Annotated in this window: 19 protein-coding genes; 9 read left to right on the top strand and 10 right to left on the bottom strand. The window is 62.1% G+C overall.

Features of this window, described 5'->3' with window-relative positions; translation table 11 throughout:
* Nucleotides 1-69 precede the first annotated feature (69 nt).
* Nucleotides 70-498 (bottom strand): phage holin family protein, encoded by a 429-nt coding sequence (locus AC1DCM_RS06255; protein WP_442004407.1) that lies wholly within the window; start codon nt 496-498, stop codon nt 70-72.
* 126 nt (nt 499-624) lie between these two features.
* On the opposite strand from AC1DCM_RS06255, the gene AC1DCM_RS06260 reads away from it, so the two are divergent.
* The 5 genes from AC1DCM_RS06260 to AC1DCM_RS06280 all read left to right on the top strand — a co-directional run bounded on the left by AC1DCM_RS06260 (nt 625) and on the right by AC1DCM_RS06280 (nt 6,453).
* Nucleotides 625-1,743 (top strand): histidinol-phosphate transaminase, encoded by a 1,119-nt coding sequence (locus AC1DCM_RS06260; RefSeq protein ID WP_477517684.1) that lies wholly within the window; start codon nt 625-627, stop codon nt 1,741-1,743.
* Nucleotides 1,744-1,892: 149 nt separating this feature from the next.
* Nucleotides 1,893-3,086: a pyruvate dehydrogenase (acetyl-transferring) E1 component subunit alpha gene (gene pdhA / locus AC1DCM_RS06265; RefSeq protein WP_477517685.1), complete on the top strand. Its 1,194-nt coding sequence runs from the start codon at nt 1,893-1,895 to the stop codon at nt 3,084-3,086.
* Entirely contained in the window at nt 3,086-4,066 is a 981-nt protein-coding gene (locus tag AC1DCM_RS06270; protein ID WP_477517686.1) for an alpha-ketoacid dehydrogenase subunit beta, read from the top strand. Before pdhA ends, AC1DCM_RS06270 begins: the two co-directional genes overlap by 1 nt.
* Before the next feature lie 55 nt (nt 4,067-4,121).
* Nucleotides 4,122-5,738 (top strand): dihydrolipoamide acetyltransferase family protein, encoded by a 1,617-nt coding sequence (locus tag AC1DCM_RS06275; RefSeq protein WP_477517687.1) that lies wholly within the window; start codon nt 4,122-4,124, stop codon nt 5,736-5,738.
* Between the two features lie 118 nt (nt 5,739-5,856).
* Nucleotides 5,857-6,453 (top strand): phosphatase PAP2 family protein, encoded by a 597-nt coding sequence (locus AC1DCM_RS06280; protein WP_477517819.1) that lies wholly within the window; start codon nt 5,857-5,859, stop codon nt 6,451-6,453.
* A gap of 60 nt (nt 6,454-6,513) precedes the next feature.
* Here AC1DCM_RS06280 and AC1DCM_RS06285 read toward each other — a convergent pair whose 3' ends face one another.
* From AC1DCM_RS06285 to AC1DCM_RS06295, 3 genes are all read right to left on the bottom strand, one after another.
* Nucleotides 6,514-6,852, bottom strand: coding sequence for a hypothetical protein (locus tag AC1DCM_RS06285; RefSeq protein ID WP_477517688.1), 339 nt, complete (start codon nt 6,850-6,852; stop codon nt 6,514-6,516).
* 144 nt (nt 6,853-6,996) lie between these two features.
* Nucleotides 6,997-7,425 carry a universal stress protein gene (locus tag AC1DCM_RS06290; RefSeq protein ID WP_431117086.1) on the bottom strand — a complete coding sequence of 143 codons (429 nt, stop codon included), beginning with the start codon at nt 7,423-7,425 and terminating at the stop codon, nt 6,997-6,999.
* Nucleotides 7,422-8,732: an aminotransferase-like domain-containing protein gene (locus AC1DCM_RS06295; RefSeq protein ID WP_477517689.1), complete on the bottom strand. Its 1,311-nt coding sequence runs from the start codon at nt 8,730-8,732 to the stop codon at nt 7,422-7,424. The genes AC1DCM_RS06290 and AC1DCM_RS06295 overlap by 4 nt, the downstream gene beginning before the upstream one ends.
* A 110-nt stretch (nt 8,733-8,842) precedes the next feature.
* Here AC1DCM_RS06295 and AC1DCM_RS06300 point away from each other — a divergent pair, with 110 nt between their 5' ends.
* The 3 genes from AC1DCM_RS06300 to AC1DCM_RS06310 all read left to right on the top strand — a co-directional run bounded on the left by AC1DCM_RS06300 (nt 8,843) and on the right by AC1DCM_RS06310 (nt 11,411).
* Nucleotides 8,843-9,691, top strand: a complete 849-nt coding sequence (locus AC1DCM_RS06300; protein WP_477517690.1) for an isocitrate lyase/PEP mutase family protein — start codon at nt 8,843-8,845, stop codon at nt 9,689-9,691.
* A 114-nt stretch (nt 9,692-9,805) separates the two neighbouring features.
* Nucleotides 9,806-10,891: a hypothetical protein gene (locus AC1DCM_RS06305; RefSeq protein ID WP_477517691.1), complete on the top strand. Its 1,086-nt coding sequence runs from the start codon at nt 9,806-9,808 to the stop codon at nt 10,889-10,891.
* Nucleotides 10,872-11,411, top strand: coding sequence for a hypothetical protein (locus tag AC1DCM_RS06310; RefSeq protein WP_477517692.1), 540 nt, complete (start codon nt 10,872-10,874; stop codon nt 11,409-11,411). The genes AC1DCM_RS06305 and AC1DCM_RS06310 overlap by 20 nt, the downstream gene beginning before the upstream one ends.
* Before the next feature lie 116 nt (nt 11,412-11,527).
* Here the strand turns inward: AC1DCM_RS06310 and AC1DCM_RS06315 are convergent, their stop codons facing one another.
* Both AC1DCM_RS06315 and AC1DCM_RS06320 read right to left on the bottom strand, forming a co-directional pair.
* Nucleotides 11,528-12,385: a GerMN domain-containing protein gene (locus AC1DCM_RS06315; protein ID WP_477517693.1), complete on the bottom strand. Its 858-nt coding sequence runs from the start codon at nt 12,383-12,385 to the stop codon at nt 11,528-11,530.
* Between the two features lie 181 nt (nt 12,386-12,566).
* A complete protein-coding gene (locus AC1DCM_RS06320; protein WP_477517694.1) occupies nt 12,567-13,133 on the bottom strand; it encodes an NAD(P)H-dependent oxidoreductase in 567 nt (188 codons plus the stop codon).
* Nucleotides 13,134-13,219: 86 nt separating this feature from the next.
* Here AC1DCM_RS06320 and AC1DCM_RS06325 point away from each other — a divergent pair, with 86 nt between their 5' ends.
* On the top strand, nt 13,220-13,825 hold the full coding sequence (locus tag AC1DCM_RS06325) for a TetR/AcrR family transcriptional regulator (protein WP_442019330.1): 606 nt from the start codon (nt 13,220-13,222) through the stop codon (nt 13,823-13,825).
* Nucleotides 13,826-14,005: 180 nt separating this feature from the next.
* Here the strand turns inward: AC1DCM_RS06325 and AC1DCM_RS06330 are convergent, their stop codons facing one another.
* The 4 genes from AC1DCM_RS06330 to AC1DCM_RS06345 all read right to left on the bottom strand — a co-directional run bounded on the left by AC1DCM_RS06330 (nt 14,006) and on the right by AC1DCM_RS06345 (nt 19,549).
* On the bottom strand, nt 14,006-14,155 hold the full coding sequence (locus tag AC1DCM_RS06330) for a DUF7660 family protein (RefSeq protein ID WP_477517820.1): 150 nt from the start codon (nt 14,153-14,155) through the stop codon (nt 14,006-14,008).
* A complete protein-coding gene (locus tag AC1DCM_RS06335) occupies nt 14,139-14,990 on the bottom strand; it encodes an SMP-30/gluconolactonase/LRE family protein (RefSeq protein WP_477517695.1) in 852 nt (283 codons plus the stop codon). Before AC1DCM_RS06335 ends, AC1DCM_RS06330 begins: the two co-directional genes overlap by 17 nt.
* A 653-nt stretch (nt 14,991-15,643) precedes the next feature.
* Nucleotides 15,644-17,023 (bottom strand): MFS transporter, encoded by a 1,380-nt coding sequence (locus AC1DCM_RS06340; RefSeq protein WP_477517696.1) that lies wholly within the window; start codon nt 17,021-17,023, stop codon nt 15,644-15,646.
* A 345-nt stretch (nt 17,024-17,368) separates the two neighbouring features.
* Entirely contained in the window at nt 17,369-19,549 is a 2,181-nt protein-coding gene (locus AC1DCM_RS06345; protein WP_477517697.1) for an amylo-alpha-1,6-glucosidase, read from the bottom strand.
* Nucleotides 19,550-19,639: the final 90 nt, after the last annotated feature.

Raw genomic sequence — 19,639 nt, forward strand, 5'->3', positions numbered from 1 at the left:
TGGTGACTGCAGTGCCAATGGTTAGTGCGGCGCCAACAGTGAGAACAGGCCCAGCGGCGGGAACTGCATCTAGCGTTTGCGGGCCCCGGGGATCAGGCCGGCAACCACGCTGATGATGCTGATGATGATCGAGGCGAGGATGGCTGTCCAGAAGAACGAGTCAATAGTGAGGTGCACAGGCGTGAAGCTGCTCAGCCACGCTGTCAGGTACAGCATTGCCGCATTGATGATGATCGTAAACAGCCCCAGGGTCAGGATCGTCACGGGGAGGGACAGAATCTTGACCAGCGGGCGGACGAACGCGTTGACGACTCCAAAAATCAGGCCGATGAAGAGGTACGCCAAGACGATCCCCGCTGCATCCGCGCCTTCAGTGATCCCGGCGTTGGCTGCCGCCTTTTCAGTGGCAGAGGAAGAGATCTCCAGTCCATCCAAGAGCCAGCTGGCGATCCATAGAGCCAGGCCGTTGATCAGGACGCGAACGATGAATGAACCCATGCGCCCATGCTTTCATACTCGTCTGTGGCTCGGCTGGGACATCACTATGGAAAGGCAACTGGATGAGGATGAACGTTGGCTGCCGAACATGCCAAACGCCACAAGGGTGCAAGTAGGCTTGAATCCATGACTACTACTGACAACGCACCGGAGGGCGTACTCCCTCGACCGGTCGTGGACAGGCTCCCCAAGTACGCGGCTGGTAAACCCCCCGCTGCGATCGAGGGCCTCACCAGCTACAAATTGTCGTCCAATGAAAACCCGCTGCCTCCGATCCCTGCAGTGTTGCAGGCCATCGCGGATCAGACTGACATCAACCGCTACCCAGACCCCTTGGCAACCAAACTGCGCAATGCTTTGGCTGACTTCCTGGATGTTCCTGCTGACGACGTCGTCACCGGTGCAGGAAGCCTCGGCGCGCTCAACCAGATTCTTGCCACCTTCGCGGGCCAGAATGATGACGGCAAGTCGGACGAGGTGATCTACGCCTGGCGCTCCTTCGAGGCTTACCCCATTTGTGTGGGCCTTGCGGGGGCGGCCAGCGTGCAGATCCCGTTGCTTCCCGACGGCCGTCACGATCTCGAAACCATGGCGGCGGCGGTCACGGTGCGCACCAAGGTGATCTTGCTCTGCACCCCGAACAACCCCACCGGGCCCATCCTCACGGCTGAGGAAACGGAGCGCTTCATCCAGTCGGTGCCGCCCAACGTGGTGGTGGTCATTGATGAGGCTTACCAGGAATTCGTCCGGGACCAAGCCGCCGTAGACGGGATCAAGCTTTACCGGAAATACCCCAATGTTGTGGTGCTGAGGACTTTCTCCAAAGCCCACGGGTTGGCAGGACTGCGGGTTGGATACAGTGTTTCCGGCCCGCAGCTCACCCAGCACCTTCGCGTTACAGCTACCCCCTTCGCCGTATCGCAAATTGCAGAACGCGCAGCGATTACATCCCTCGAGAATTTCGACCAGGTTGTCGAAAGGGTACAAAGCCTGGTGGAGGAGAGGGGCCGCGTCACTTCGGGTCTCCGCGCTCTCGGATGGTTCGTGCCGGAGGCCCAGGGGAACTTCGTTTGGTTGAACTTGGGGGAGAACAGCGGCGAGTTTGCGGCGTTGGCAGCCGAGCAGGCCCTATCTGTCCGGGCCTTCGGTAATGAGGGAGTCCGGGTCAGCATTGGCGAAGTGGAAGCCAATACAAGGTTCCTGAAACTCTGTGCAGGTTATACAAAGGCTCCGCACAGTTCCTAGCGGTTAACAAATGCGCCTACGCTACTTACTGCCGATAAAGTAAGGACGAAAGCCAAAATATATGCCCGTTCCGGAATGCATTCCGGAACGGGCATATATCCCAGCGACAGACATTGCCCGGCACTAGCTGCGGCAAGCAAGGAGACGGAATGGGCTCGACACAACTGCCCCCCGGGACCGATGAAACTCTGGCGGCAACCTCAGCGGCTGTAGCTGCCTCGGGTGAACCCGTAGAGATGGTCCAGTTGCTCGGCCCTGACGGAAAGCTAGGCACCGACCCCGTCTTCTCTGACTATGCCAAGCGGATAGACCCCGAAAAGCTCCGCGTCTTTTATGCCGACATGGCCAGGATTCGCCGTTTTGACCAGGAGGCCACCGCGCTGCAGCGCCAAGGCGAACTCGCTTTGTGGGTGCCGCTGACCGGTCAAGAGGCCGCCCAGATCGGCTCGGCCCACGCCAGCCAGCCCCAGGACTACATTTTCCCCACTTACCGTGAACACGGTGTCGCATTGGTGCGCAACGTCGACCTTGCTGAATTGTTGAAGCAGTTCCGCGGAGTCTCCAACGGAGGCTGGGACCCGCGGGGGAACAACTTCCACCTCTACACCTTGGTCCTCGCCGCGCAGACGCTTCACGCAGTGGGCTACGCCATGGGCATCCAGCGTGACCAGAAGCTCGCGGTTGCCGATGGTTCCAACGATCCCAAGGCTGCAGTGGTTGCCTACTTCGGTGACGGCGCCAGCTCCGAAGGGGACGTCCACGAATCAATGGTTTTCGCTGCCTCGTACGACGCCCCGGTTGTCTTCTTCTGCCAGAACAACCACTGGGCCATCTCCGTGCCTACCGAAGTCCAGACCAAGGTCCCGTTGGCCAACCGCGCCAAGGGTTATGGATTCCCGGGAATCCGTGTGGATGGCAACGACGTCATTGCCGTCCATGCCGTCACTGAATGGGCCTTGGAGCATGCCCGTGAGGGCCGCGGCCCTGTACTTATCGAGGCGTACACCTACCGTGTCGGTGCGCACACCACAGCTGACGACCCCACCAAGTACCGCGAATTGGCCGAAGAGACCGCATGGCGTGCGAAGGATCCGCTGGAGCGTTTGGAGAAATACCTGCGGACTGAAGGGCTCGCCGATGAAGCCTTCTTCGAGCAGGTGCAAGCCGACGGTGATGAGCTGGCCAAGTATGTCCGCAGCACCACGCATGGCCTTGAGGTGCCGGACATCCGCGATTCCTTCGCCAATGTCTATGTCGAAGCACACCCGCTGATTGCAGAGGAGCAGGCGTGGTTCGAGGAATACTCGGCAGGCTTTGAAACCGACCAGGAGGCAGCTAACTGATGGCAACCATGACCATTGCAAAGGCCATCAACGAAGGTCTCCGCGCAACGCTGAAGAGCAACCCCAAGTCCCTGTTGATGGGCGAGGACATCGGGCACCTGGGTGGTGTTTATCGGGTGACGGATGGCCTGATCAAGGAATTCGGGGCGGACCGCGTCGTCGATAGCCCTCTGGCAGAGTCCGGCATTGTTGGTACCGCGATTGGCCTCGCTTTGCGTGGCTACTTGCCGGTGTGCGAAATCCAGTTCGATGGCTTCGTCTATCCTGCCTTCAACCAGATCACCACGCAGTTGGCCAAGATCCATGCCCGCAGCCATGGCCGCCTCACTGTTCCTGTGGTCATTCGAATCCCTTACGGGGGCGGCATTGGTTCCATCGAGCACCACTCCGAATCCCCGGAAGCGTTGTTCGCCCACACTGCCGGCCTCCGTATCATTTCGCCGTCCAACGCCCACGACGCTTACTGGATGATCCAGAAAGCCGTTGAGTGCCAGGACCCTGTGATCTTCTTCGAACCCAAGCGCCGCTACTGGCTCAAGGGCGAGGTGGATGTTGAGAATGCCGGCCTGTCAGAAGACCCGTTCAGGGCACATGTGGTCCGTGAAGGTACGGACGCCACGATTGTGGCTTACGGGCCGTTGGTTCCGGTTGCCCTCGCTGCAGCAAATGCTGCAATTGAGGATGGACGCAGCATTGAGGTCATCGACCTCCGCTCCATCTCGCCCGTGGACTTCGACACCATTGAGGCGTCGGTCAAGAAGACCGGCCGGCTGATCGTCGCCCACGAAGCCCCCACGTTCGGCGGCATTGGCGGTGAGATTGCCGCCCGCGTCAGCGAACGGGCGTTCCTGCACCTTGAAGCCCCTGTGATCCGTGTTGGCRGTTTCCACATGCCGTATCCCGTGGCCAAGGTTGAAGAGGATTACTTGCCGGACATCGACAAGATCCTCGAAGCGCTCGACCGCTCCCTGGCTTACTAAACCGCCCTGATCCAGTCCGGCCTAACAGCCGGGCAGACGGAAATCGAGGACCACTGTGACTGTAAAGAAATTCAACCTGCCGGACGTCGGCGAAGGCCTGACCGAGGCTGAGGTAGTGGCTTGGAAGGTCAAGCCCGGCGACACCGTTGCCATAAATGACGTACTGTGCGAGATCGAGACGGCAAAGTCGCTCGTTGAGCTCCCCTCGCCCTTCGCCGGCACGGTCACCGAGTTGTTGGTCGAAGAAGGCATCACCGTGGAGGTTGGCACCGCAATCATCGCGGTTTCGGACAACCAGCCCGGGGACGCAGCGCCGGTGACGCAGGCTCCGGCGGCGACTCCCGCCGTCGAGGCTCCGCTCTACGGCAAGCTTCCTGTTGATACCGACAGTGGCGAGAACGGGCCGGCAGGCGGACCGCTGGTGGGTTCCGGCCCTAAGGCCGACTCCGTGAAGCGCCGTGCGCGGAAGCGTCCAGCCGGTACTGGCGAGGCAACTACGGTCGCCGAAAATGCCGAAGGTACAGTCCAGGACCATCAAGCGGTTCTGGCTGCCCAAGCAGCCCAGGTGCCGATGCCTCAACGCCCGACGTCGGCACGCACCGCCGTCGTGCCGGTCACCCAATCGCCGGTCACCCAAGCGCCCGTTACCCAAGCGTCAGAAGTAACAGCGCCAGAAGGCGCAGCACCAGGAGCTTCAGCCCCAGGTGTTTCGACGCCCCAGACCGCAGCATCACGCGGTGCCGCCATCAGCGGTACCATCAGCGGGCTCGTCAACAAGGTCCTGGCAAAGCCGCCGGTGCGGAAGTTCGCCCGCGATCTTGGCATTGACCTTGCAGATGTCGTAGCCACAGGACAGCGGGGCGAGGTGACCCGCGAGGACCTGGTCAGCTATCAGGCGCAGCGTGACGCTGAGCTTGATCAGGCGGAGTCGTTCTGGGGTGCTTCCAAGAAGCCGCAGGACCAGAGGATCGAGCGCGTACCTGTTAAGGGTGTGCGTAAGGCGACCGCCAAGGCCATGGTGGAGTCCGCGTTCACGGCACCGCACGTCAGCATCTTTGTTGACGTCGACGCGAGCCGGACCATGGAGTTCGTCAAGCGGCTCAAGGTTTCACGGGACTTCGAGGGCATCAAGGTATCCCCGCTGCTTATTTTGGCCAAGGCCGTCATTTGGGCCGCCGCGCGGAACCCGAGTGTCAACGCCACATGGGTAGATAACGCTGATGGCAACGGCGGTGCGGAGATCCAGGTCAAGCACTTCATGAACCTGGGTATTGCAGCTGCAACACCGCGTGGCTTGATGGTGCCCAATATCAAGGACGCCCAGGATCTCTCCCTGAAGGAGTTGGCCCTCGCCCTCAACGATCTAGCCACGAAGGCCCGGGCGGGCAAGACGCAGCCTGCCGAGATGCAGGGCGGCAGCCTGACCATCACCAACATCGGTGCGCTTGGCATCGATACGGGAACGCCCATCATCAACCCGGGCGAGGTTGCCATCATTGCGTTTGGAACCATCAAGCAGAAGCCATGGGTCCTGGACGGGGAAGTGATTCCGCGGTGGATCACCACGCTGGGTGGGTCCTTTGACCACAGGGTGGTTGACGGCGACCTCTCGGCCCGCTTTATGGCGGACGTAGCTGCCATTCTTGAAGAACCGGCATTGTTGCTTGACTGATCGCCTGGCCGCCACCAATGCGAGCAAAGGGCCGAACACCGCTGTGGCCGCTGACGAGGCTGGTCACGTGCCTGCCCAGTTGCTGTCAGGACACCAGTTGCGGTCAGGACACCAGTTGCTGTCAGGACCCTGGCGCACCGTCGCCCGGGTTCTAACGGAAGCCTTTCAGCCGCCGATCGTAGTGACGGCTCTACTGTTGATCAGTCCGGCTATCGAACCCGGGTTTCCCGGGACGATGGGTTTCGGGCTGCTGGGAGCCCTCTTCGTTTGCGTCCTGCCGTTGGCATACGTGCTGGTGATGATCCGTCTGGGCAGAATCACCGATCATCATGTCAGCGACCGTCGTCAGCGGCCCGCGTTGCTGCTGCTTGCCTTGATTTCCGTGCTGGCAGGCCTCGTGGTCCTGCAGCTGATTAAGGGTCCGGAAAGCGTTTCGCTGATGATCGTCGCCCTGATCGGAGGCATTGCCGTTCTGGCGGTCGTGAGCGCTTTTTGGAAAATGAGCGGGCACACTTCGGCAGTCGCTGCCGCTGCGGTCATCGTGGTGTTGATGTTCGGGCCCGCCTGGCTGCCCCTGTTGGGCATAGTGCCGGCCATTGGATGGTCGCGCGTGGTTCTGCGGGCCCATACGCTCGGGCAAGTCGTCGCCGGTTCTTTGTTCGGCGGCATCGTCATCGCAGGGTCTTGGTGGCTGCTGCAGGAATGGATGCTCTGAGGGCAGGCCGTTCGCGGCGGGGCGGGCCTCCGAGGCCTGCTGCAAGGGCGGCGGCCCCGCTTAGAACGCGGGGTAATTAACCAGCAACGCCTGAAGTTCCGTGGTGGACATGTGGTTTGCCATCTCCGCGCTGATGCCCATAGCCATGGCCGCGAAGGTGATCATTGCGACGCAGGCAATCGAGAGGAACCGCCAGTCCTTGCGCATGATGCTGCCGAAAGTTTCCGGCATGGTCAAGCTAGGGGAAATCATGTTTGGCGCGCTGTCCCAGGAACCGTCGTCGAGCATTGCGATGATGCGGTCATTCGCGCGGTCAAAACGCATCGTGCTGATGCTGTTGCCGTGGCGGGCAAGCAGGATGTCGTGTCCGACGCGCTGGCGCGGCTGCAAAGTAAGCAAGTGAAGTCCCCTGAAGTCAGTTGATGGAGGATGGCTCACGCCATTGGGGGCATCTCAATTTTATAACGATGACTTCTGGGGCCAGGCCTAAATCACGCCAAAAGCCGGGTGAGCCTCCCCACCCGGCGGCGTGATTCAGGTCGCTTATGGTTGGTCGGTCTTGGCGATATAGACATCGCAAGGAGCGTTGTGGGCCACAGTGTTGGCTACGCTGCCAAGGACACGACCCAGGCCTTGCATGCGCCGGTTGCCCACCACGATCAACCGTGCTTCGAGCATTTCTGCTTCCTTGACCAAGGCTTCACCGGGCTTGCCGCGGGCCGCCGAGTACGTGACCTCAAGGCGGTCATCAGACAGGCGCTCCGCGACGGTGCGGGCGACGGCTTCGGCTTCGGCAGCGTCTGACACGATCCACTTGTCCGTCCCGATCTCAACCACCTCGGTCTTGTTGCTGTCGAAAGCGCTCACCACGCGAAGACTGGCTCCAATCCCGATGGCCAGTTGCTGGGCAGCCTTGGCCGCCCTCATCGCCGTCTCGCTGCCGTCTACTCCTACAATGACAACCCCGGTCATAGTGCTGCTCCTTCAGTGGTGGCTTTGATGGCCTCTGCGAGAACAGGGGCCAGACGACGTACGCCTTCGGCAATCGTATCCGGCGGTACAGCACTGAAGGCCAGGCGCAGCTTGTTGGAGGGTCCGTCTGCCGGCGAGAAAGCTGCGCCGGGAATGAAGACAACCCCCGCATCGATGGCCTTTTTCAGCAAGGGGTAGGTGTCCACGCCTTGCGGCAATGTAACCCAGACGAAGAATCCACCATCGGGACGTGTCCACGAAAGCCCTGCCGGCATGTATTCGTCCAAGGCGGTGAGAAGGGCTTTGCAGCGTTCTGCGTAGAGGCCACGGTACGTTTCGATTTGTCCCCACCAGTCGTAGTCACGCAAATATGCGGATACAAGCATCTGGTTCAGGGGCGGTGGGCAAAGCGTGACTGCTTCGGAGGCCAGGTAGAAACGACGCTGCAGGTGGGCCGGCACCAAGGCCCAGCCAATGCGAAGACCCGGCGCGAAGATCTTGGAGAAGGAGCCCAGGTAGATGACGTCGTCTGGATTTGCAGCCCGCATCGGGGCGATTGGGTGACCGTCAAACCGCAGCAGGCCGTAGGGATTGTCCTCCAAAACGATGATATTCGCCTTGCGGCATATATCTACGATCCGCTGCCTGCGTGCTTTAGCCAGGGTAATGCCCGAGGGATTGTTGAAATTGGGAATCGTATAGAGGAACTTGATGTTTTTGCCCTCCGCCTGAAGCGCCGCGATCCTGGCCTCGAGGAGTTCAGGTACCAACCCGTCGTCGTCCATTTCGACCGGCTCCACCTGCACTTGGTAAGCCTCGAAGGTATTCAGGGCCCCAACGTAGGTGGGGTTTTCGACGAGGACAACGTCGCCGGGATTGCAGAAGACCTTGGTGGCCACATCCTGCGCTGACTGGGAACCTGCAGTAATCACGATGTTCTCAGGCTGGGCGTCCATGATGCCCTCTGCTGCCATGATCTCGCAGATTTGTTGGCGCAGTTCCGCGGTCCCTTGGCCACCGCCGTATTGCAGGGCGGTCATCCCGTCTTCGGCGATGATCCTGGCCGCGGTCTGGCCAAGCTTTTCCAGCGGCAGCGATTGCAGGTATGGGTTGCCGCCTGCGAGCGAGACAAGACCAGGCCGCATGGAGATATCGAAGACGTCGCGTACAGCGGACTGCTTGATGTTGGCGGCCCGCGCGGAGAACAGCTCCTCGTGTGGGTGGGCGGCAGCCGTAGCGGCCCGCTCAATGGCGTCGATGGCTTCAGCGGGCAGCTTGGTGCCGGCATCCAATGTTTCGTGGGTCACAGTGACAGGATACCCCCGAAGGTTGCTAATTAGGCAACATATGTTTTCAAGAACGCGCCGGTTTGCGGTGTTTCCTTTACGCCGGGAACGCCAGGGGCTGGAATGTAGCTATGACACTGCACCGGGGATCCGTGACCAAGGCCGAACTCTTCCACAAGCTTCACGATGCCGGGCCCACGCCGCTGGTCCTGGTGAATGTCTGGGATGCCGCCTCCGCCCGAGTGGTGCAGGAGGCTGGCGCGACGGCGATAGCCACTTCGAGTTCGGCGGTTTCCTGGAGCCTGGGCTTCCGGGACGGCGACCACGTGCCGTGGGGGTTGGCGATGGCGGCGCTGGGGCGGGTGGTAGGGGCAACCAAACTGCCGGTAACTGCCGACATCGAAACTGGATACGGTCGCACGGACGACGAACTGCGGGCCACCGTGCACGGAGTGCTGGATGCAGGAGCGGTTGGCATCAACATTGAGGACTCGGCTGCAGAGCCACTCACGGAAATCAACGAACAATCGCGGCGAATCGCTTTGATCCGTGCCGTGGCGGACGAGCGCGGAATCCCGTTGTTCATCAATGCCCGAACCGACACCTACCTCTCGGGACAGTATGCGGATAGCGCCTACGAAGAGACCCTGCACCGTGCTGAGTCCTACCTTACGGCGGGCGCGGACGGCATCTTCGTTCCCGGAGTCGTGGACCTTCACGTCCTGCACGAACTCTCCAGCAAGATCCCCGCACCTCTGAATGCTCTTGCGGGAGTAGGTGCGCCATCGCCGCTGGAACTTCACGACGCCGGCATACGGCGGGTCAGCATCGGCGGAAATACGGCGAAAGCTGCCTATGCAAAAGTCGCGCGGGTGGCGAAAGAGATCCTGGGGGACGGAAACTGGGCGGGATTGGCAGGCACCCGCAGCCACGACGAGATGGATGCGCTCTTCGCCCAGGGACCCAAGTACCGGCCGTAAGTCGCGCGGTTTGCGGCAGATGAAAGCGCACGACGGCGGAACCTGGCTTTAATGTCGGACCCCACCATTAGCTTGGAATCAGCAGCAAAGACCCTAGGCACGGGAGGAGGGCGGATGGCAAGACGCAGTGTGCAGTTCTGGCGCATTGAGCAACTGAATGGCGATGATCTGCGCTCTCCGTTTCCAGCGCGCCGGGTGGCCGAGGTACTCAAGAAGGCCCAAGAGGCTGGGACCGAGCGGCATTTCATCGGGGCGGACGGCACGGTGTTGCTGGCGCAAACGGCAGCATTCTCACCTCATCCAGTAATCCTCCTGGACCGGGTGCGCGACACCAACCTGCCCAGCGTCGGGGATGCACTTGGACGCCGCAAACCCCTCCCGTTGGCGCCGGGCGACCACCTCCTGGAAACCACCTACTTTGCCTTCCTGAAGCGGAACGTCATCGCCGTGTTGACCAGCGGCAATGGTCCTCGGGCGTCGAGGATGGGAGAGTACCTCGAAGGCATGTTGGGGCTTGAGCTCGGATTGGTCCCGGTGGTCCGTGAGGACATCGAGGAGATCCTCAGCAGGCTTGAGGTGAGTCGCTTCGAGTTCGCGCTTCCCGCTGAACGCCTCTCCGAAAAATTGATGGAGGGTGAATGGGCTGACGTTCTGGACAGTGCCTCACGCTTGATGAACCAGGGAACCTTCCGGATTTCCCTCAGTGTGGGCCGTTCAGGAAGGGCCGAGGACAAGCAGCGGATCCGGGAGCGCATCCAGCAGCTCATTGATCTCTTCCGTAGGGCGGGATCAGTTGAGCACTTCGACTACGTCGTGGCCGAGGGCAAGGACTCCCTGACCGGCGACCGCGAAGTGATTGATCTGCTCAAGGAGCGTTTCGTCTCCCACATCGAAGTGGACCCGGATGTCTTCAACGATCCCCGAAAGTCCACTGCCGAGGCCATTGCCATCCTCAGTAAACAGGCCAGGGGTAACGAGGCCTTCTTCGCCCTCACACTGCCGGACATCAGAGGCTCCGCAGATTCGGTCTCTGTGCCGGACATCGTCGCAGGTGGAATGGCAGCAGTGCGTGAGGCTCTGGCCGCGGCCGCTTCAAAGGAAGAACCCACAAAGGCGGAACCGGCCAGCGTGAAACCTGCGGATGGGAAGTCAGCCCAGGGCTCAGAAGGCAGCGCGGATCATGAGCTTGTACGAGGTTGACATCGAGCACACCGGCCGCCGCCGGACGGTCTGGAGGTGGTTTCTGCTCCATCCGCCGGCAGACTATGCGTGGGCGATTTTGGCTGTGCTGATCTGGCTTGGCTTGGGGTGGCTCTTGAAGCAGCCGTTGATGCTGGAGGGCGTCGATCCGGGTGCCCGTCGAACCCTGTTCCAGACCCTTGCTACTTTGGCTGGCGCTACCGCTGGCCTCACGCTCACCAGCGTCTCCATGCTCATCAACGTGCTCGGCAAAAAGGCGGCGCCTGGGCAGCGCGAGCTTCCCTTGGAGAAGCTCACCGCCTTTCATCGTCGCCAAATCGGAGAAGTGTTCCTGTTCGCCATCCCGGGGCTAGGCCTGCTGGTGGTGGCTGCCCTCGTCACCGTGGTGTTGGAGGGCGCTGGTCCCAGGGGCCTCTGGATTCCGGAGGCGGTTGTCTTCGTTCTCACCTTCGCGTCCGTCTTGGCACTGGTCCGTGTGGCGTGGGCGCTGCGGCGGGTACTGGCCATCGCAACGGCCTGAGCCGCGGCCCTGAAACCTCAGCAATTCCAGCTAAGTTCCTGCCCCGCTGTTCCGTTGCTGGCCAGCAACGATTAAGCGGGTTGACAACGTATGTGTCCCGCGGAGGGTCCGACGCGCTAACGCAGGCTCAGCGCCTCAGCCAAAGTCTTGCCATTGACGTAAATTTCGGCCCGGGATGCCCCGCTGGCGGAGACGATGGTGTGCGTCAACTGTGCCTCGATGCGCGGGATGTCGCACACTCCACCGGGCTGCAGCGTGCCCCCCAGGTTCACCACCACTGTTGCCCCGCTGACGTAGCCGGACACAAAGTGCAACGAGGAATTAGCCAGTGAATCGTAGAGGCCCGCGCCGGTGTCCAAGGGCATGCCAGCTTCCAGCAATCGGCTGAGCGCCACCGTCAAAGGGTCACCGGGTGCCAGTGCGCCGCGGACAGGCACCAGGCTGTCGTTGCATCCGAAGCGAACACCTCTGGCGCCCCCGTCGTCAACGGCAACGTAGTAGACAGCCGGCCCCAAATTCAGGTCCTGGGGCACGGTCGCAGCCCGCGCAACGGGAGCAACAGCCGTCGGTGAAGGGCTTGGCGTGTCGACGGGTAAAGGCTCGACGCCGGCACTCGGCCCAGGCGTTGCGGCCACTGCCGTGCCGCCGTCACCGGAGCCGGAGCCAGCACCACCGGAGCCGGAAATGCTTGAGGGAGTGGCGAGTGCATCCGGACGAGTCGCAGCGCCGCTTCCCGTTGCCGTGGATGTCGAAGACGGAGCGTCCGAAGCCCCATCCGCCGCAGCATCACCCACCGAACCGGATGGGCCCACCACTGGAGCAGATGACGTATCCCCGGCGGAGGGCAGGGTCCCTGGGGCCGAAGTACAGCCAGCCAGCAGCAGACCCAGCACGAGGCAGGCAGCCGGGATCGCCGTCGTACTTGTTGGTCTCCGCCCGGCACGCATGACAGCCCCACGCTCCTGTCCGTCCACCTGTAGTTCAACGTTAGGCCCGTGCGACCTGCAGCAAAATGCCGCTACGGTGACGGTTCGGACAAGAGTTGATCACGCTGCATCCACCAGGCGCCGAAACGTGGACACCGGAAACGCAAATGCCCCCGCGCCGACCTGCGGGTTCGCAGGGATCGGAGCGGGGGCATTGAAAGCGAAAAGACTAGGCTGCTGCTTCTTCTTCCTGAACGGCAGTCAGGGGCTCGAAGATGGCCTTGATCTGCTCAACAACCTCGGCGTCGTCCTTCGGGTGCAGCTCAGCGAAGCGGATCATGGAACCCGGGACGGCCAGCTTGACGTCGTCAAGGACCTTGGCGCCGGCGATGCCAACAGCCTTGCGGGCCTCGTCCTGTGCCCAGACTCCGCCGAACTGGCCGAAAGCGGTTCCGACGACGGCGGTCGGCTTGCCGGTGAGGGCGCCAGCGCCGTACGGGCGGGACAGCCAGTCGATGGCGTTCTTCAGTGATGCGGGCATGGTGCCGTTGTGCTCGGGGGTGACGAGGAGAAGGGTGTCGGCGTTGGCTGCGGCAGCACGCAGGGCCGCAGCTTCAGCGGGAACCTGGCCTTCGACGTCGATGTCCTCGTTGTAGAACGGGATGCTGCCCAGGGAATCGTGGATCTGGACGTCTACGTTCTCGGGCGCGTTCAGCTGGATGGCTTCGGCGAGCTTCTTGTTGTGGGAATCAGCGCGGAGGCTGCCGACGAGGGTAAGAACGGTGCTCTTTGACATGGTGTCTCCTTTGTAAGTGTTTGGACCTTCACTGATACTAAACGGACCGTGGTCCGTTTTCTATTCCCGGGTCTAGAATGTTTTTTGTGAGCTCGATCCCAATCCAGCCGGACGTGCCTTTTGGCCCGCCTCATGAGCGCAGTGACGCCGCCCGGAACCGCGAGCGGCTCCTTTGCGCTGCCCGCGAGCTGGTTGACGAGTTCGGTGTGGAAGCACTCACCATGGACGCGCTCGCCTGCAAGGCCAACGTTGGCAAGGGGACCGTGTTCCGTCGCTTCGGTAGCAGGGCCGGCCTGATGATGACCCTCCTGAGCGACTCTGAATCTGAATTCCAGCGCGGTTTCATGTTTGGTCCACCACCCTTGGGCCCGGGCGCCGCACCCAGCGAACGCCTGATGGCCTACGGTGAGGGCCGCATCTACTTCGTCCTGGAAAATGGCGAGCTCCTGAAAGCGGCCGCAACCAATGCCCGCAATCGCTTTGACGTGCCGGCCACTGTCCTTGCGCACCGACATATCGAGGTCCTCCTGCGTGAGGCCGGTATCGCCGATCCTTGGGTCATGGCGATGTCGCTGCTTTCCGCGCTGGACCCGGAACGGATTGTTAACGACGTGCGCGTGCACGGCATCTCGCCCAAGCGGCTCACTGACTCCTGGCGCGACCTCGTCTCGCGCCTCATGCGATCTTCCTAGCTCAAGTCCACCCTCGTTCGCGTTTTCGTAGTCCCCGCCTAAGTTGAACGAGGGTGAGTCTCACAAGGGGAGCCGGCCGTAAGCGCCACAGTGCCTGCGACTGTGACTTTCGGCGATAAGTGGCGGTGTTTTTACAGCGCTATTTGAAGGTGAGATGGGCCGCGCCGAAATTGCTGTTATTTATTCATACACTCTGGCAGCGAGTAGCATCTGGGCGAAAAGCGTCCAGGAAGGTACGTCGGGCATTGGTTCGCCCCGGTTGATGAAGTAACCATCCGTATCCTTAGCATCCGCGCAGTGATTCAGGCGCCGGTCAGCTCGGCAGCTCAGCCACGTAGATCCGGGCGCTGCGCCGCTCCTGCACCGCCCTGAGCTGGTCGACTCCCTCGAACTCGTTGCAGAGCAGGAACAAGTGCCGACCCTGCGGCCCGCCGAGCGCGCATGAGAAGCACGGTACGTCAGTCTCGATCCGATGGGTGATCTCGCCGCCGTCGAGCACCCGGACGACTGCTCCAGCGGGCGCGCCCTCGACGCGGGTGTGCGCGAAAGTGTCAGCCGTCTGGGACCAGATACCGCCGGCGGCGTCRATGCAGATGCCGTCGGGTCCAAGGCCCTCTGCCCAATTGCGGCGCCCGGACAGGGAGCCGTCGCGCCCGATGTCGAAGGCCGATARTCGACCGGCGAAGGACTCGGCGACCACGAGCGTCGATCCGTCAGGAGTCACGACCATGCCGTTGGGGAACTCGATRTCGCCGGCTACCTCGCGAGTGGTGCCGTCTGGAGCGACCAAGCGGATCCACCCCGGYGTGGGTTCCGCGCCCCCGGCRAAGTCGAAGTCGGCCCCGTTTACGTAGACSTGGCCGGCCGGRYCGACGATGACCTCGTTGCCTCCCTGCTCGCTGTACCTGTCSGTGGAGCCGTCTGGCCGCACCAGGGYCAGATCCTCGCCGGAGACCAGCAAACCGCCGTCGGGCAACCAGTCGATGGCCCAGCCCATCCTCGTCGGTCCGGATGCCATGACTTCAGTTTGGCCYAGGAGGTCSACGGCCAACACCTCACCGGCACCCCAGTGAGCGAACCASAGRCGGCCTTCGTGCCAACGTCCGGACTCAATCATCGCGAAGCCGTCCGCAAGCAGACGCGGGGCGGGGAGCATCTGTGTCATGGCAACGATCCTGCCCTAGGACAAGCCCGCGGCGCCAGACGTACCGCAACTGCATCCCGATCCCCCGCGAGCAGGCGGTAGCTGCACCAGTACGGGTCGGCCCTGACAGCATCGACCTGGCTGCGTTTCTGGGCCCTCGCAGCCATTCATCGGAGTGGCTGCGCCAGGTCCAGGCACCCACGCGCTCGGTAGTGCAGACGATGATTGACCGGGGCGGACCCGACTCCTGGACAGGTCCTTACACCAGTCTCTTGTTCGAAGCAGGTGGTGCTGGAGCGTCTCACTCATCCAATCGGCGAGGCGATGCGGGGTCCAGCCGAGTTGCTCGACGAGTTCCCGGTAGAGACTGGGGGGCGGCCGGGCCGCCTCGGCAATGCGGTCCCGAAACCACGGCCTCTGATACAAGTCGAGGCAACGGTCGAGAGGGCGATTGTGAAGTCAGTGGGGGCGTTGTTTCTCCTAGGAAAGGACGATGCTTTGCGCTGACCGCGGCTAAGTGCGTTGGTGTAGTCGGTAGTGATTTTGGTGCGATAACTCCCCGCGTCCACCTCGCGGGGCGACCGCTGGCCTATTGACCAGCGGTCGCCCCGATCGTGGTTGTGCTGTTGCGCGGTCGAGTCAGCGGAAACTACTCGTCACTTGCCTATGCCAGGCTAACCGGCGAGGCCGGGGGTAGCTGTGCCCGGGGAAACGGTCGCGGCCGTGAGGACGGCCGTCTCCCGCTCGCCCTGCTGGACCTCGTCGAGTTCCTTGAGCGTGTACTTTTTGGTCTCCTTGGCGCTGAGGGCTGAAATTCCTGCCAGGACCATGAACCCGAGCGCGACCATGGACGGCCCAACCCAATCTTTCAGATCGGGGCCAGCGAGTGCTGTCGAGAGAACGGGGCCGATGACGCCCGAGATGGCGAAGCCGATCTGGGTGCCAAGGGCGAGTCCGGAGACGCGCAGTCGGCCGGGGAACATCTCTGCGAAGAACGAGGGCCAGGACGCGTTAACCATTGAGTAGAAGAGGGAGTAATTGATGATGCCAAACAGGAAGATCAGCGACCAGTTGCCGGTCGTGATTGACCACAGGTACGGCATCATTGTGACGCCTACACCGCCCGTTGCGATGAGGAACATCGTTTTGCGGCCGATCTTGTCCACAAGGAATCCTGCCAGGGGGGTGATTCCGAGGGCGATCACTGCCGAGACTGTGGTCGTCAGAAGCATGGTCGGCTTATCTAGCTTGTATCCGGCGGTCCCGAATGCAACCGAGAAGGTTTGCATCATGTAGCTTGTGCCCGCGATGAGCGCACAGAACACGATCCGCAGCACCGCGCGCCAGTGGAAGCGCAGAAGGTGCCTGAGGGGGGCGACGTTCACCTTGGCGGCCTGGACCTTTACGAACTCGGGGGGCTCCTGGATGTGGCGGCGGATCAGGTATGCAGCGACGACGACGACGGCGGAGGCCCAGAACGGAAGCCGCCAACCCCAGGTCAGCAACTGCTCCGAGGGCATAGCGGCGACAGGAATGAAGACCAGCAGGGTGAGCAGCGTTCCTGAGGAGGAGCCCAACGTGGTGAAGCTCGCGAGGAAACCGCGTCGGCCCTCGGAAGCGTGCTCCAGGCTCATAGTGATGGCACTGGGCTGCTCGCCGGAAAGGCACAGCCCTTGGATGACGCGGATCAGCACGAGCAGGATCGGAGCAAGAGGACCGATCTGGGCGTACGTGGGCAGGCAGCCGATAAGGAACGTGCAACCGCCGATGCCGAACAGTGTGATCATCATGACGAATTTGCGGCCGCGGCGGTCGCCCATTGGTCCCAAGATGAGAGAGCCGAGGGGGCGCACCGCGTAGCCGACCGCGAAGGTGATCATGGCGAGCAGCACGCTGATGCCCTGGGGTAGATCGGGCGAGAAAAAGAGGACGTTCAGAATCAACGCGGACGAGGTGCCGTACACGGCGAAGTCGTAGTACTCCAGCGTCGTGCCGATCCAGGCCGCGACTGCTGCCCTGACCGGGGTCTTCTTCGGAAGTATGGTTTCAGTCATTTGGTCTCCGTTGGCGATGGGTGAACACCGGCTGCCGCTACACCTGGACTCTGGGAAAAGGAGATCTCGAGTGGAATGTCCGGCTAGTCCTGCTGTGAGCTCTCTCGCAAGTCGTGATTACGGCTTTGCTGAATGGCCTCAGGAATCAAGTTAACGTTTGCGGTGTGGGTCACACAAAGTCCTCTTTTGTGTCCCTACATAGCGATTCCTTATGGCATGGAGTCGAAGAATCGGAGACCTTTGAACAAGAGTGGGCGCTCCTTTCCAGGTGAGGATGGGTTATCAGCCATGTGGTCCCTGGACAGAGGGTCTATTGCAGCGTGCACTGGTGAATGAACTGGACCTTTAACGTAGAGGGTTTGACGTTGGGCGGGCGTTTTCACGACGCCGTACCGCCTCCTCAACCAGTTCGGACATCCATGGTCGGTGGCCCCGGTGAAGGACGATCCCCGGGGGTAGTCCCTTGATGGACGGGACGGAGCCGGCAATGTCGATGGTGATGCGGCCGTTGCCAAGCGGGGCGTTGGAGATGTGCAGGTCCCCGAAGGACTCGGGGAGCACGGGATCAAGCCAAACTCCACCGGCTGACACGACCGGGTCATAACGCATCAAGCTGGACACGATCTGGATGGGTGCGGTGGCTGCCCACGCCTGGGGCGAGCAAGCTGTGGGGTACGGAACGGGAGCGGCGAGGTGGTCACGGCTGAAGCCGCAGAACAGTTCCGGGAGGCGCCCGTCGGAGAACTCGGCCGCGTCCATCATCCCGCCGGCAATTCTTTGGGCTTCGGCGACGAAGCCGTACCGGAGGAGCCCGGCGGCGATGATGGCGTTATCGTGGGGCCAGGCGGACCCGTTGTGGTAACTGGCCGGGTTGTAGGCGCCCATGTTGCTGGCCAGGGTGCGTACGCCCCAGCCGCTGAACATTTCCGGTGACATCAGGTGCGCGGCGACTTGCGGGGCTTTGTCTTCGTCGATCAGGCCCTGGAGCAGGCAGTGCCCCATGTTTGAGGCGCAGGCATCGACCTGCCGTTTCCTGCCGTCGAGTGCGATGGCGTAGTACCCGCGCTCGGGGATCCAGAATTGCTCGTTGAACTGCTTCTTCAGCCGGGCAGCGCGTTCGGTGAGGTCGTTGCCCAAGGCCATGTCACCGGCGTCGTAGGCCAGCCATGCCCGTGACAGGTAGGCGACGTACACGTAGGCCTGGACCTCGCAAAGCGCGATTGGAGGCTCGGCCAGGGTGCCGTCGGCAAAGTTGATGCCGTCCCAGGAGTCCTTCCAGCCCTGGTTGAGCAGTCCTTGGTCGTTGAGCCGCTGGTACTCGACGAAGCCGTCGCCGTCCTTGTCGCCGTAGTTCACGATCCAGTCCAGTGCGCGGTCTGCGTGGGGCAGCAGGGCCTTGATGGTGTCCGCGGCGAAACCCCAGCGGCTGACGGCTCCCAGCACCATCAGGAACAGGGGAGTGGCGTCCACCCTGCCGTAGTAGTTCGATTTGCCGCCCAGGGACAGGCCGCTGGAGACATCGAGCCGTACCTCGTGGAGGATCTTGCCCGGTTCCTCTTCCGTCATGGGGTCCACCACGGCGCCCTGGCGGTCGGCGAGGGTCTGGAGTGTGCCCAAGGCGAGCGACGGGTCTACCGGCATCGCCATTACCGAGGCCCACAAGGAGTCCCTTCCGAACAAGGTCATGAACCAGGGTGCACCGGCGGCGACGACAACCCGCTCCGGATGGTGGGGGTCCTCGATTCGAAGAGCGCCGAGGTCGTCATAACTGCGGCGCAGGGTCCGTTCCACGGAGCGGTTGGTCACCTGCAGTACGGGGATTTTCGCCACCCACTCCCGTCGGCGGCGGTCTCGGGGGGACAGACTATCCCCCTCGGAATGGGTGAAAGCCAGTGCCTGGTTTCCATCGTCGAGGGGCAGAACGGTCAGGACTGTGCTCCATTGCCCATGAGCGGGTACCGACACCCGATATTGGAGGGTGTTACCGGAAATGCCGGCCCCGGGAACGTGGATAGCGGTGCCCTTGCGGACATCCTGCCAGCGGCCCCGAATGGTTAGCGTTCGGTCGTCGGCTTCTCGTGTTTCCTCCCAGCGTCGACGGATCCGTGCCTCCTTCACCTCGAAGAGGTCCGCGTAGTCGGCCCCTATTTCCAGGACGATGAGGCACTCAGCAGGCTCCTGGGAGTAGTTGTGGACGGTGAGCTGCTCCTGGAGGCCGGCCCCGACTTCCCGCAGCCGTTCCACGATAAGTGGGCTGTCCGCGTAACTGTCGGACCGGGGGATCCTTGCAACAAATGCGGCACGGAACGGCTCCTTTGTCTCCGCTGTGAGTGGTTCAAGCTCCTGTCCATTCACTGTCAGGCGCCAGATTGACAGGATCCTGACGTCGGCCACGAAGAGGCCATGCGGACGATCGGCCTGAATATCCCCGTTGGATGACGAAATACAGAAGGATGAGCCCTCGACCAACGTCACAGAGCCAGCCCCTAGTGGACCGGCCGCCGTATCCGCATTCCACCCCGCCATTCTGGCCTCCTCCGCGACTTACCGAAGCGCCCTACAAACAGATACCGTGCTTGCGGCGGCCTCTTGCAAAAGACGCTACGCTTGCTCGCT

Source organism: Paenarthrobacter sp. 10N417, from assembly GCF_056394745.1.

What these genes read in the sequence shown, in the direction of transcription:
- AC1DCM_RS06255 (WP_442004407.1), bottom strand. Translation starts at nt 498, where the DNA reads ATGGGTTCATTCATCGTTCGCGTCCTGATCAACGGCCTGGCTCTATGG.
- AC1DCM_RS06260 (WP_477517684.1), top strand. Translation starts at nt 625, where the DNA reads ATGACTACTACTGACAACGCACCGGAGGGCGTACTCCCTCGACCGGTC.
- pdhA (WP_477517685.1), top strand. Translation starts at nt 1,893, where the DNA reads ATGGGCTCGACACAACTGCCCCCCGGGACCGATGAAACTCTGGCGGCA.
- AC1DCM_RS06290 (WP_431117086.1), bottom strand. Translation starts at nt 7,425, where the DNA reads ATGACCGGGGTTGTCATTGTAGGAGTAGACGGCAGCGAGACGGCGATG.
- AC1DCM_RS06300 (WP_477517690.1), top strand. Translation starts at nt 8,843, where the DNA reads ATGACACTGCACCGGGGATCCGTGACCAAGGCCGAACTCTTCCACAAG.
- AC1DCM_RS06305 (WP_477517691.1), top strand. Translation starts at nt 9,806, where the DNA reads ATGGCAAGACGCAGTGTGCAGTTCTGGCGCATTGAGCAACTGAATGGC.
- AC1DCM_RS06310 (WP_477517692.1), top strand. Translation starts at nt 10,872, where the DNA reads ATGAGCTTGTACGAGGTTGACATCGAGCACACCGGCCGCCGCCGGACG.
- AC1DCM_RS06320 (WP_477517694.1), bottom strand. Translation starts at nt 13,133, where the DNA reads ATGTCAAAGAGCACCGTTCTTACCCTCGTCGGCAGCCTCCGCGCTGAT.
- AC1DCM_RS06340 (WP_477517696.1), bottom strand. Translation starts at nt 17,023, where the DNA reads ATGACTGAAACCATACTTCCGAAGAAGACCCCGGTCAGGGCAGCAGTC.
- AC1DCM_RS06345 (WP_477517697.1), bottom strand. Translation starts at nt 19,549, where the DNA reads ATGGCGGGGTGGAATGCGGATACGGCGGCCGGTCCACTAGGGGCTGGC.